This window comes from Fibrobacter sp., from assembly GCF_017545445.1.
Taxonomy (GTDB): domain Bacteria; phylum Fibrobacterota; class Fibrobacteria; order Fibrobacterales; family Fibrobacteraceae; genus Fibrobacter.
The window spans coordinates 20,767-33,291 of the sequence record NZ_JAFWOM010000143.1; the positions used below are offsets into that span (position 1 = coordinate 20,767).

A 12,525-nucleotide genomic window follows, 5' to 3' on the forward strand; every position below is an offset into this window, starting at 1 on the left:
TGGTTCCTATAATATAAAATGTTCCATTTTCAAAAACAAGGGGTTGCGTTGCGAGCCATTCATTTTGCCATCAATAGGCGACATTCCAAAAAAAATGCCAACCTAAAGTTAGGTTGGCACGTTCGTTAAGAAACTTTTAGTTTAATAACTTATATAACATTCCATATCGTCAGAAGCTTTAACTGTAAAAGTCACTCCATTGCAAACAGTTTTTACGGAACCTTCAATAGAACCAGACCCTTCAAATTCATGCACACCAACTTTTATCGATGCTTTTTTTGATTCGTCATCTTGATCATCAAAAGTACAGCTAAGGCTCGCTTTATCGCATTTTCCCTCCAGCATAGCTGTATATTTTCGGCCAGCATGCAGTTTAACGTTTATCTTGTCCGAGAAAACAATGGTCGAATCCGATACCCCTGCCCTTACCGACGGGCATGTCAACATTTGTGCCACACTGTAACTTTTGCCATCCACACTCACACTGCTATTGACAGCAACCGACGGCGTGACAATTTCAAACGTGTTAAACTTTTTATAGGCTTTGGCACCCGATGTTGTCACATCCTCAGATTCTTCACCAAAGTCCCATGAATAGCCGGAGACCTTGTAATCGCCCTCCTTGCAACCCGAAACAGACCAAGTGACCGTGTGATTCGAGTCCAGCTTGGACGCCGAGCAAGCACACCCTGAAACAGCCTTTAATTTACCTTCATTGACACAGCGGACGTGTTTCAAAGCTTTTTGAGAATTCCCAGTACTCCAACTGCAACCCAACGATCCACAAGTATATGTAACATGGTATTGATTATCCGCAGCAAAGTATTCCGTTTTTTCAACAAAGGACAATTTTTCCCATTCCCTGCCAGCACTGATAAATTCATTTGTCGTGGGCAGGCGCCAGCCTTTCGGGCATGCGGCAAGAGCTTCATGCAAACTAAATTCGCTATTTCCTCCTGTTGTCAAATCTTCTGCCATCCACATTAAGGAATCAACTACAATTGTAGAAGGCATGGCATCTATCTTAACATCTTGATTCTGCAAGCAACGGACCGAAATACTTCCAAACTTAGCGCTTTCATCATACATAAACTCGTCTTTATCGAATGCAAGCTTGTAACCGCCTCCATAGTAATCAGCACTCATAAAAAAGAATCGAGTATCGTCGCCGACGTAGCATCCGCCATTATCCCAGCAACTGCCGGCCGGGAGTGCCGCAAAGCCAAAGCGGTCCGTGCCAAGAGCCGCCGCTATGCGAGTCGAATCTAAGCTGCCCATCGAAGCATAACCATCACCAGGAATAGTCACGGTATCGCCTACAGCATACCAACCCGTAGTCGCCTTGAGGCTCACCCCGACAGGTTCGCCGCCATTGCTTCTGGACACATACGAAATAAATTCCACAAATTCCAAGGAATCGGGAATATGCCAACCATCTGGGCAAAGCGACAAAATAGAGGATGCCCCCGCCTCGGATCCGGATTCAAAATTATACAGGCGGCCATATTTAGCACAGTTTTCTTTTTCGCGCATGGGACACAAACCATGGCCATCGTCATAATTCAAGTTTTCGGCAAACCATACCTGATTACCGATTCTAACAGTCTTGTACGTTTTCCCGTCGCGGGAATCCTTCACCGTGCCGGTCGTTTTAACTTCGGTTTTTGCGCTGGAGCTTTTAGGAGCGTCGGCCTTGCTGCTAGAACTTACCTTATCTGTTTTCGCGCTGCTGGAGGCAACAACTTTGCCGCTACTAGAACTGACAGATTTGCCGCTGCTGGAACTTGCCGCGTCGGCTTTTCCGCTACTGGAACCAGCCTTGTCACTTTTGGCACTGCTGGAGTTCACAGCTTTTGCACTCGACTTGCCGTCGGAACCCTTATCGGACATGCTCGACGAAGACTTGCTCGACGAAGATTTCGCTGTCGGCTTGACCTCTTTTTCAACAGATTCATTTTCATTCCATTTGCCATCGGTACAGACAAACGCTTGACGATCTTCGATTACAAAAGCGGTATTGCCATCGCGCTTGCGGGTGCAATTGGGCATTTCATCGCTTGACGAATAGGCCTCGCCTACGTTATTCCACTTGCCGTCAACACACAGACGAGCCTCGGAATCGACAAGAGCCAAATTGCCGTTGCGGTCCTTGGTGCAGTTCGGCAATTTATCCTCAGATTTGTATGTCGGGATGGAGTCGCTATCCGCAGAAGATTCTATTTCGCGTTTTTCCCACTTGCGGTCAGTGCAGACAAAAATTGCGGATTCATCGGTCACCCATACGGAATCACCTTCGTTCTTGGTAAGGCATGCGGACAAGTCATCTTCGGTCTTTACCGAATCCAGAATATCGTGATCGACTTCCCAGCGGCCATTGTCGCAGACGTACGCTTTCCGTTCGCCAAGAACTTCGGCAATGTCACCATTGCGATTTTTACTGCAGTTCGGCAAATCATCAGATGATTCGACCTGCAAGGAAACATTCCCCGCATCGGATTTACCACCTGTGCCAGAATCGTCACCACAAGCAGCGAGTGCAAGGAGCGAGGAGAGAGAAACGAGAAGATAGGGGAACGTTTGACGGTAAATTTTCATCGAAAGCCTCTAATTCCAACGACCTGTTAAATTTTTATACCAAACATAATCAAAAAAACATCATCACGATTTTGCACGTTTCTGATTACTGCACGCCGCAAGTTGCCGGAACGTTAAGTATAAATTCCAGCACAGCCCCTTTAACAAGTTCACCAGCCGGCATAGCCACTGCGATATAATCATGACCTTTAATAGCAACCTTATTTACCGTTCCTTCGAGTTCACCGGAAGGTGAATCAACGCGACTTACATTGCAGAACACGGTGTTGTTGTAAGCATCAGTATCCAAAACAACTCTCGAAGTCCCTTTCGGCAATTGAATTGCACCTGAGCCTTGTGATGCTTTAATCTCAAATTCAGGACCCTCAGTAATCTTTACAGACGGGCAAGTCACTTCAACCATGGTGTTGTCGCTATTCTTTACAATAAGCTTCGGTGCATAAGCTTTAGTCGCTGCAGAAAAGGTCTTGGTATAGGCGTCTGCGCCTGCGGCACCGTCCCATTCATACGACAATTCCAAACCCGTGCCAGTGGAACAACCAGATACGTTCCACGTTACGTCTGGAGTTGCAGTAAAATCCACCGATCCAGCCTCGGTCGAGCACTTACAACCGGTAATCTGTGCACCATTGACCTGAACCGGATCGCAATTGATATTAAAGGTTTCCTTCGATGTAGAAAGAACAAGCTTTGCTGAATGCAGTCCAGAAGTCTCATACACAACAGCATCGCTAACGGACACCGTACCTTTGCTTTCAAACGATTCAGGCGTGCCCCCTGGAGTGGACCACTTAAAAATTGCATCAAGCAAATCGGTAGCCTTAACGTTTCCACCAACAGTATATTTCCAAACGACGGTTTCGCCTTGCTCCACAACAGACTTAGTAGGAGCGCATGTACCACCACCAGTGAGAATCGGTGCAGCCGAGCTAGAGGACTCGACCTTCTTGCTGCTCGAAGACTTGCAGTCGCTAGACTTTTCAACGACCTTAGAGCTTGACGATGAACTCACAGCTTTCTTACTGCTACTTGAAGGCTTGCTAGCACTGGATGACGAACTCGTCTTAGTGACAGAGCTTGACGAAGCAGCATCCTTTTTGCTACTGCTACTCGTCTTCCCGGACTCTAAGGTCACTGAGCCTGTCGAAGTGCCAGAATCGGCTTTTTTGCTACTGCTGCTAGAAGACTTGCTAGCACTGGACGATCCCGCTTTCTTAGAACTAGACGACACCGCTTTCACACTGCTGCTCGACGCTGTTTTTTTAGAGGACGAAGACTCTTTTTCTTTAGAGTCGCTATCCGCAGAAGATTCTATTTCGCGTTTTTCCCACTTGCGGTCAGTGCAGACAAATACTGCAGATTCATCAGTCACCCATAGGGAATCGCCTTCGTTCTTAGACTGGCATACGGTCAAGTCATCTTCGGTCTTTACCGAATCCAAAATATCATAATCGACTTCCCAGCGGCCATTGTCGCAAACATACGCTTTCCGTTCGCCAAGAACTTCGGCAATATCGCCATTGCGATTTTTGCTACAGTTCGGCAGTTCATCAAAGTTCTCCACTTGCAAATCAACATTGCTAACCACAGTCGTGCTGTTGCTGCCGGAATCATCACCGCAAGCTGCAAGGAGCAAGGAGAGAGAAACGAAAAGATAGGGGAACGTTTGACGGTAGATTTTCATTGAAAGCCTCTATTTCCAACGGAACGTTAAATTTATTATGTCAAACATAATCAAAAAAAGGAGCGATGTCAAAGTTTTTGAGCGGCAGGATTTTTCAGTCTTGTATCATTCGCAAATCATTTTGTTTCATTCATCAAAAATAATTTTTTATATATTAAAATTTTTGCAGTTTTTATTTAAAAATCGCATTTTTTGTATCACAATCTATTGACTTTCGCATTTTTTGAAGCTATATTATAATCAAGCAGGAGAACGCGATCATTAACAGACGACCCCGGAATAAATCCGGGGTGACAGTCATAAAGCCTATTACCTAAACCCTAACCCCTAAAACCTATCACCTAACCCCTAACGACCATGAAACCGATAACCGAATATCAAGATTACCGCCACTACATGCAGGATTTCTACGAAGAGCAAAAGAAATCCGGCTTTACCTGGCGTGAATTTTCGAAAGATGCCGGCTTCGCTTCGCCGTCTTACCTCAAGCTTGTATGCGAAGGCAAGAGTTCGCTGAGCCGCGTGGGGGTTCCGCGAGTCGCCGCCGCCATGAAGCTTTCGGGGTTTGAACTCGCTTACTTCGAAAAAATGGTCGAATTCGGGAACGCCGCAAACGACGAAAAGAAAACAGCGGCTTTCGCGGACCTCAACCGCATCGCCAAGGAGCAAAAGGCACGAGTCATCGACGCGGACATGTTCAACTACTACGAATCCGCCATCAACTCCATTGTCCGCGAACTCGCCCCGCTGATGCCAGGCGCCCTCCCGCTTGAAATAGCAAAAAAAATCAAGCACGCCTTCACGGCACAGCAAGTCCGCGATTCGCTAGCGCTGCTCACCAAAGCGAATTTCCTCAAGGAAACCGCCGAAAATACGTACCAGCAAACGGACAAGGCAATCACCGGTTCATCCGAGGCGATTCCGCTTGCGCTCCGTGCCATGAACCGCGAAATGAGCGACCTCGCCAAGGAAGCCATCGACAAAATCGACGTGAACGAAAGAAACATTTCGGGAGTCACGATGGGCATCAACGCAGAAACGCTCACTCTGATTTCCGACGAAATAAACAACTGCCGCAAACGTGTCATCGCTCTTGCCAACGAATGCAAAAAAATCGACCAAGTTTACCGTCTGAACTTGCAACTATTTCCGTTGACAGACAAAGTATAGAGGAAACGATTATGAATTATGCAAATATTTTGTCCACCACAGTTGCCGCATTCGCAAGATTTACAGCGATTTCATTTTCGCAAATCGCAATCCTGTTCTTCGCAACCGCCACCTTAGCCGCGACATTCCTTACGGCCTGCGGGAACGACAATACCGCAGGAACCGACGAACAGCCGAACGCCATTACAGCAAAAATCGACGCAGCCATCGATAGCGCTTCTGCCATCTGGTTCCAAGGCAAAAAAACATTCACTGTCGATTCGAAAACGACCATTCTCCCCCCATCCTACGATATAGGCTTTTATCCAGACTCGTCAGCACAACATACAAGTTTGCTCGCAGGAGTAAAGACCGAACACGGGATATTGCGGCACATTGAAATCGATAATTTTGCAGCACTCAGTTGTGAAACAGAAGAAACATGGTTCGCTTACATAGTCCAAGTTACGAGTTCGCTTATACAAAAAACATTTGCGATTCCCGATACCGCGGCAACATCAACAGCAACTGAATTCGAAGCGGATTGCGTCCACGAAAATGGGAAATTTATTACAGAAACAGAAAGGAGTACCGAAGGGCAGCAAAGCTACAGTTGCAAAATAGCACCGACTAAAGAAAACCTAGTCAAGAATAACGCCATACAATACACCGATCCGAACTGGGAAAAATACGGAAAGCTGATTATAGGAATTTGTAGAGAATAAAGGAGATGAATAAAGGAAATTCACGCAATTATCCATGTCTAGAAGCACGATACTTTGTTCTATTATATACTAAAATCAAATTTTTGATGTTTAGTATGTAAAAATGAACGAAAAATGCCAATCAGAAGCGTTAAAATAGCCTTTGGGAGTCATTTTTAATCAAAAAAGCTATAAAAAAGGCTTTTTTCAAGCAAAAATTACATACTAAACTCGTTAAAAAAGCGTTTTAATATGTAACGCATAAAATCACAAGTCATCAATTACATATCAAAACGACCAAATAACGTTTTTAGTATGTAAAACAAACACAAAGTTCCATAAGAATTCTAAAACAGAGTCAGGATTTCACCTCCTGGCCGTTATGGAGTACAACTTATCAAGAAGGAGAAAAAATCATGAATACCACAACCATCACCAAATCAATCACAAGAACAATCATCGGAGCCGCAGTTGCATTGCTTGCGGCGTGTTCGTCAAGTCCATCGACCGCACCGGAAGCATCCGCCGCTAAAACATCAAGCGGGTCGAACGCACAAGTACGCATCGATTCCACTGACTCGACATCCGCTCCGCCAACATTGACCGTTTCCGCCGAAACCGAAGAGACTCTCGAAAGCTGGCTGAACGGCAACCCGATAAGTAACGGCATTACAGTGGATAATTGGTGCTATCCGGAGAACCCAGAAGATCCCTTATGGTGCTTGCCATACCGAATCCGGCTAGAAAGCGGAACCGTAGCAAACGTCTATGGCGGCAGTGCCAATGTAATCATGTGCGAAACCGAAACAGACACCATTTCATATTCCGTCCATTTGCACAACAACATCATCACGAAAAAATGGACGAACCCGCTTTTCGATACCGAAGCGTTCCGCCAATCCAAAACGCAATTCAAGCAATCTTGCAAAGCCGAATTCGGCGATATCACGGAAGAAACAGAAACAAAAATCGCTTGCGATATAAAAATAGAGCCAATTCCATCCCCGAAGGATTCCTCGAATCAATCCCCACGATACTTCTTGCCGCATCTATCCTACAATTACGAAGACCCGAGCTGGACGAATTTTGCCACTAAAACAGTCGAAAGATGCAGAATTCGCCCACAAATCGAGCCTGTATGGCATGATTAGAATTCCTGATGATTATTTTGGATGGTGAGCCCATTTCTGCGGCTACATTTGTCTTAAAACTAGTCGTGGCACTACTTCGTAGTGCAGACTGCTGCACCTCGGTCATGGAAATAAGCTTAGCTTATTTCCGCGACGCTCGACTTGCTAGTCTTTGACGCAACGAACTGAAAAACCATACAGCTCGCTGTGTTCCGTGGAGGTCAAGCATGCAGCGTCGTTGACGTAGAGCAAGTACATATGGTACGCGTTGCCGCTACTCTCAGTAGAACTCCAGAAGAGACGAGGGACGAGAGACGAGGGACAAGAGATATTGCCTCTTTTATCTTTGCGTGATACGCCATTTTTTCTCTTTCGTCTCTAGTCTGTAGCGAGCTAGCGAGCGTTCTTTCGTCTAACACACCCTTGAGAATTTCAAGGTTCTCGCCAGTCTCGGAAAAAACACGACGAAGGTTGTCTGTCTGGAGGAGAGACGAGAGACGAGGGACGAGAGATATCGCCTCTTTCATCTTTGCGTGATACGCCATTTTTTCTCTTTCGTCTCTAGTCTGTAGCGAGCTAGCGAGCGTTCTTTCGTCTAAATTACTCATATCTAAACCTTGCAGGTCTCCTTTTCCATCAGAATCTGAGCCATTTCAAAGGATTCCTGAACCATCGTGCAATATATACAAATTTTGGGCATGATATAAGGGGAAGGAAAAGTCCCCACAACGCCCCCAAAAATTTGCCTAGTTCTTTAAACAACGAACGCTAATAGCGTCGTTCTTGAAAACGTCGGTGTCCAGAAGTTCCGCACCATCGCTGCTGTAGAACAAGTACATGTAGTATGCGTGGCTGTCACCGAACTCTGTAGAACTCCAGAAGTACGCGTAGTTGCCTTCGAGATCATAAACCCCTCTCACCACAGTGGGGAACCTGATGCCAGCAGGCAACGCCGAAAACGAGTACGCATCCGTGCCATTGCCACTACTTTTCCACCCGGACGTGGACTTGAGAACCTTGCCCGCAGTCACTTCTCCGCCCACTGGGTAGCCCGTTAACAGGGTGTTCCATTCCGATACCGAAGGCAAATGCCAGCCTACGGGGCATACGCCTTGCACTGGGTATCTCGGAGCGCATCTCTTATCTAGGCCATACCCGCAGCCACTGCCGTCCAGACTCCATTTGCCAGCGCTGTCCATAGCTGCAGCCCACGTATAAAGCCGACCGTACTTGGAGCAGTTGCTGTCTTTGTCGTTGTAGCAGTAGCTGTTTGCCGTTTTGTAGTTCAGGTTCTGGGCCATCCAGGTCTGCCAACCGATTTTTACCGTCTTGTACGTTTGGCCGTCGCGGGAGTCGGTGAAAGACCCAATCGAGACGGAATTGACGACACTGCTTGATGATGAGCCGGATTCCACGACAGAACTGCTGCTAGATTTTGCAGAACTGCTTGACGATAACTTCACAGAGCTGCTGCTTGACTTGGCAACGGAGCTTGATGATGAGCCGGATTCCACGACAGAACTGCTGCTTGATTTTACACTACTGCTCGACTTCGGTGCAACGCTAGACGAAGACGACTTGGCTACACCGCTACTCGATGCGACAGAGCTGCTTGATTTTACACTGCTGCTCGACGCGACGGAGCTACTTGATTTTACACTGCTGCTTGACTTCGGTGTGATGCCAGAGGAAGAAGATGACATTTTTTCAGCCGATTCCCCTTTGACGCAACGAACTGAAAAACCGACATCCCTGAGGTTGACGTACTCTTCCGCTTTGCCGCTGTTGTAGTGCAAGAATATGTTGAATACGAAATTGCTATTGCTCTCAGTAGAACTCCAAAAGTACGCTTGGCTGCCCTCGCTGATGTATTCCCCACCGCCGTTCCTGTAGCCGGCAGGCAACGCCGAGAACAAGTAGGCGTCCGTGCCGTTACCGCTATTATTCCAACCACTAGTCGATTTGAGTATTTTACTCGCTGTTGACTGGCCACCGACTGCAGTGAACAAAGTTTTAAACTCTGCTTCTGTCGGCAAATGCCAACCAGTTGGGCAAGCTGTTGTCGCGGCACCCCACATGTATAGGCGACCATATTTTTCACAGTATTTCGTTGAATCATTATAACAATAGCTGTTCGCAGTCTCAAAGTTCAAGTTCTGGGCCATCCATGTCTGCGAGCCGATGGTGACTGTCTTGTAGGTCTGACCGTCGCGGGAGTCTGTTATGGAACCGATTGCTCCGGCTCCGCCTCCACTCCAGGATGACTCGGGAGATGAAACACTAGAAGAACTAGAAATAACACTGCTACTGGACTTCTGCGAGATGCTGGAAGAAGACAAAGGTTTGCTGGACGAAGATGTTTCTTTTTTCACGCTTGATGAAGAAATTTCTTGTTTTTCGCTGCTACTCGATGCAGTTTTCTTTGTCGCTGAAGAACTTTCGGGTTCTTCCTTTTCACGCTTTTCCCATTTGCGGTCGATACAGGCAAAGACTGCCGATTCATCCACGACCCAAACAGAGTTCCCTTCGTTTTTAGAAAGACATACAGGCAAATCATCTTCGGTCTCTACCGAATCCAGAATATCGTGGTCAAATTCCCAGCGTCCGTTATCGCAAACGTACGCTTTCCTTTCTCCAAGGACCTCAGCGATATCGCCTGAACGATTTTTGCTACAATTAGGGAGTTCGCCCATAGATTCCACTTGCAAGCTAAAATCATTCGCATTATAGCTGCTATTGCCGGAATCATCCCCACAAGCAGAAAGCGAAAACACGAACGCCGCCACGGCACCTATCACCCCAACAGGGTTTCGCAAAGAGAACAAGCGATTCATAAGAAAGTCCTTTCTAACGTAATACTAACAATAGTAAAAAATAGGGATGAAAAAACTGCCCGGCACACTTCAGCAACACTTCGATAAGCTCAGTGCACCGGCCCAGTGACCATAGGCTGGGGAGACAGTGGGTAAAAACCGATCCCGTGACGGAGCACGGGATGACAACGCGAAAAAACAGACCCCGGAATAAATCCAGGGTGACAGTGTGATAAAACTGGCCCCGGCACCGTGGCCGGGGTGACATTTTTAGAACGGTCCAAAAATCCTCATTTTTCGTCAAATTTCGCCACTTTCGCGACATTTCCGACCCATTTTCTTCGCTCTTTTTAATTATTTTGTATTTAAACAACGGATTTTTTTTACATTGCCGTCCTTTACACACAAAAGTAAGTTTACTATATTTGGCATCAAAGAACAAAAACCCCGAAAATTCGGGAAAACCCCATAAAGAGGTATAAAATGGCAACTGTTATCCGTCTCGCCCGCTTCGGCAAGCGTCACAACCCGATCTACCGCGTCGTCGTCATCGACAATCGTAAGGCACGCGACGATAGCTTTATCGAACAGGTCGGTTTCTTCAACCCGAACCTCAAGCAGCCGGAAATCCGCTTCGAACAGGAAAAGGTTCTCAAGTGGCTCTCCGTCGGCGCCCAGCCGTCCGACACCGTCAAGTCTCTCCTCAAGAAGACTGGCATTTCTGACTTGTTCCACGAACTCAAGGCCAACCGCTCCATCGAAGGCAAGGCTCCGGTCGCTCGCGAACTCAAGTCCAAGCAGCGCAAGTTGAGCCCGAAGGCTCAGGCTCGCCTCGAAGCTGAAAAGGCTGCCAAGGCAGCTGCTGAAGCTCCGGCAGAAGAAGCACAGGCTTAATCACGCCTTTAATAAAGAGTCTCGTGCCGCATGCACGGGACTTTTTTCTTTAGCAAGCAACAAACAATTATCTCTCGTCTTTCGTCTAAAATGGATTCTCAAGAATACATCACCGTCTGCCAGCTCATGCGCGCGCATGGCGTCAAAGGCTACATCAAAGCGATGCCCCTGACCCATGACTTGAACCGCTGCAAGAGCCTTAAAAACGTGCGTGTTCAAAAGAGAAATGGCGAAATTGTGGAGCTTACCCTTGAAGACGCCAAAGTCGCCAATGACATTTGGCACTTGAAATTCAAGGGTTTTGACTCCCCGGAAGCAGTAGCAGTCCTCGTCAACGGCGACGTGATGATTCCCGAATCGGAACGTCTCCCGCTCCCCGAAGGCGAATACTACCTTGACGAGCTTGAAGGTTTCCGCGTGCACACCGAAGACGGTCGCGACATTGGCGAAGTCCTCGAAGTGCAAGAACTGATGACGGTCGATGCTTTCCTCATAAAGTTCGACCTCGCGGTGCAATCCGAATACAGCAGCAAGTCCATCCTCGCCCCATGGATTGACGATTGCGTCACGGAAATCAGCAAAGACGGAAAGTACATTGTTTGCGATAGCGACTATTTAAAATCCCTTTGCCCGGAGGAAAGATGAAGATCGACTGCATCACCATCTTCCCCGAAATGTTCGCGCCGATGAAAAGTTCAATCATGGGCCGCGCTCAGGCAAAAGGCTTGTTCGAGTTCAATACAGTTTATCTGCGGGATTTCGCCATCAACGCCTACGGGCAGGTCGATGACGTTCCGTACGGTGGCGAACCGGGCATGGTGCTCCGTCCCGAACCGCTCGCAAACGCGATTCGCAGTACGGGAGTCAAGGAAGATGGCGGCAAAGTCATCTACCTTACGGCAGACGGCGTGCCTTTCACCCACAAGATTGCAAAAGAACTCTCTCAAGAAAAACACCTTGTTCTCGTCTGCGGACACTACAAGGGAATCGATGACCGCATCCGCCAAACTGAAGTCGATATGGAAATTTCCATCGGAGATTTTGTCGTGAGCGGAGGCGAACTTCCGGCGATGCTCGTCACGGACGCCGTAGTGCGTCTGCTGGACGGGGCTCTCGGTCACAAGGAATCCGGCGAAACCGACTCCTTCGCGCAAGGCGTTTTGGGTTGGCCGGTCTTTACCCGTCCCGAAGAATTCGAAGGAAAAAAGGTGCCCGAAGTGCTACTTTCGGGTCATCACAAGAAGATTTCAGAGTGGAGACGCCAAGAATCGTTAAAAAGAACGAAAGAAAGACGTCCCGACATCTTTAAAAATCTTGAAAAATATACTACATTTGGCGACAAATAATAACGAGGTACACATTATGTCCCTGAACATTGAAGCAATCCAGAATGAAAATTTGAAGACCGACCTTCCGGCATTCCGCGCTGGCGATACCGTTACCGTTAACGTTAAGGTTATCGAAGGTACCAAGGAACGTATCCAGCCGTTCAAGGGCGTCGTTATTCAGCAGAAGAACTCTGGCATCGGCAAGTCCATCACGGTCCGCAAGATGTC

10 protein-coding genes and 1 pseudogene are annotated in these 12,525 nt (G+C 47.4%); 7 read left to right on the forward strand and 4 right to left on the reverse strand.

The window, feature by feature from the left end:
- Positions 1–141: 141 nt before the first annotated feature.
- Complete coding sequence (locus tag IKG78_RS16880) at positions 142–2,595, reverse strand: FISUMP domain-containing protein (protein WP_290945642.1); 2,454 nt, start codon at positions 2,593–2,595, stop codon at positions 142–144.
- Between the two features lie 85 nt (positions 2,596–2,680).
- Positions 2,681–4,279, reverse strand: a complete 1,599-nt coding sequence (locus tag IKG78_RS16885) for a hypothetical protein (RefSeq protein WP_290945644.1) — start codon at positions 4,277–4,279, stop codon at positions 2,681–2,683.
- Between the two features lie 357 nt (positions 4,280–4,636).
- Here IKG78_RS16885 and IKG78_RS16890 point away from each other — a divergent pair, with 357 nt between their 5' ends.
- The 3 genes from IKG78_RS16890 (at position 4,637) to IKG78_RS16900 (ending at position 7,283) form a co-directional block, all read left to right on the forward strand.
- Complete coding sequence (locus tag IKG78_RS16890) at positions 4,637–5,449, forward strand: TIGR02147 family protein (protein WP_290945646.1); 813 nt, start codon at positions 4,637–4,639, stop codon at positions 5,447–5,449.
- Positions 5,450–5,460: 11 nt separating this feature from the next.
- The gene (locus tag IKG78_RS16895; protein ID WP_290945648.1) at positions 5,461–6,153 is read left to right on the forward strand and encodes a hypothetical protein; all 693 of its coding nucleotides are present in this window, start codon (positions 5,461–5,463) and stop codon (positions 6,151–6,153) included.
- Positions 6,154–6,548: 395 nt separating this feature from the next.
- Positions 6,549–7,283 (forward strand): hypothetical protein, encoded by a 735-nt coding sequence (locus tag IKG78_RS16900; protein ID WP_290945650.1) that lies wholly within the window; start codon positions 6,549–6,551, stop codon positions 7,281–7,283.
- 200 nt (positions 7,284–7,483) lie between these two features.
- Here IKG78_RS16900 and IKG78_RS16905 read toward each other — a convergent pair whose 3' ends face one another.
- Positions 7,484–7,870, reverse strand: a complete 387-nt coding sequence (locus IKG78_RS16905; RefSeq protein WP_290945652.1) for a hypothetical protein — start codon at positions 7,868–7,870, stop codon at positions 7,484–7,486.
- Positions 7,871–8,008: 138 nt separating this feature from the next.
- Positions 8,009–10,096 (reverse strand): fibrobacter succinogenes major paralogous domain-containing protein, encoded by a 2,088-nt coding sequence (locus tag IKG78_RS16910; RefSeq protein ID WP_290945654.1) that lies wholly within the window; start codon positions 10,094–10,096, stop codon positions 8,009–8,011.
- 462 nt (positions 10,097–10,558) lie between these two features.
- Between IKG78_RS16910 and rpsP the strand changes: the two are divergent.
- The 4 genes and pseudogenes from rpsP to IKG78_RS16930 form a co-directional block, all read left to right on the forward strand.
- Positions 10,559–10,819, forward strand: a pseudogene (gene rpsP / locus IKG78_RS20440) (30S ribosomal protein S16); the annotation flags it as partial.
- Between the two features lie 180 nt (positions 10,820–10,999).
- Complete coding sequence (gene rimM, locus IKG78_RS16920; protein WP_290945658.1) at positions 11,000–11,614, forward strand: ribosome maturation factor RimM; 615 nt, start codon at positions 11,000–11,002, stop codon at positions 11,612–11,614.
- Complete coding sequence (gene trmD / locus IKG78_RS16925; protein WP_290945660.1) at positions 11,611–12,315, forward strand: tRNA (guanosine(37)-N1)-methyltransferase TrmD; 705 nt, start codon at positions 11,611–11,613, stop codon at positions 12,313–12,315. Before rimM ends, trmD begins: the two co-directional genes overlap by 4 nt.
- Positions 12,316–12,331: 16 nt before the next feature.
- Positions 12,332–12,525 (forward strand): 50S ribosomal protein L19 (locus IKG78_RS16930; RefSeq protein WP_290945662.1); only part of this gene is annotated, 194 nt, incomplete at its 3' end.

What these genes read in the sequence shown, in the direction of transcription:
- IKG78_RS16900 (WP_290945650.1), top strand. Translation starts at nt 6,549, where the DNA reads ATGAATACCACAACCATCACCAAATCAATCACAAGAACAATCATCGGA.
- trmD (WP_290945660.1), top strand. Translation starts at nt 11,611, where the DNA reads ATGAAGATCGACTGCATCACCATCTTCCCCGAAATGTTCGCGCCGATG.
- IKG78_RS16895 (WP_290945648.1), top strand. Translation starts at nt 5,461, where the DNA reads ATGAATTATGCAAATATTTTGTCCACCACAGTTGCCGCATTCGCAAGA.
- IKG78_RS16885 (WP_290945644.1), bottom strand. Translation starts at nt 4,279, where the DNA reads ATGAAAATCTACCGTCAAACGTTCCCCTATCTTTTCGTTTCTCTCTCC.
- IKG78_RS16910 (WP_290945654.1), bottom strand. Translation starts at nt 10,096, where the DNA reads ATGAATCGCTTGTTCTCTTTGCGAAACCCTGTTGGGGTGATAGGTGCC.
- IKG78_RS16905 (WP_290945652.1), bottom strand. Translation starts at nt 7,870, where the DNA reads ATGAGTAATTTAGACGAAAGAACGCTCGCTAGCTCGCTACAGACTAGA.
- rimM (WP_290945658.1), top strand. Translation starts at nt 11,000, where the DNA reads ATGCACGGGACTTTTTTCTTTAGCAAGCAACAAACAATTATCTCTCGT.
- IKG78_RS16890 (WP_290945646.1), top strand. Translation starts at nt 4,637, where the DNA reads ATGAAACCGATAACCGAATATCAAGATTACCGCCACTACATGCAGGAT.
- IKG78_RS16880 (WP_290945642.1), bottom strand. Translation starts at nt 2,595, where the DNA reads ATGAAAATTTACCGTCAAACGTTCCCCTATCTTCTCGTTTCTCTCTCC.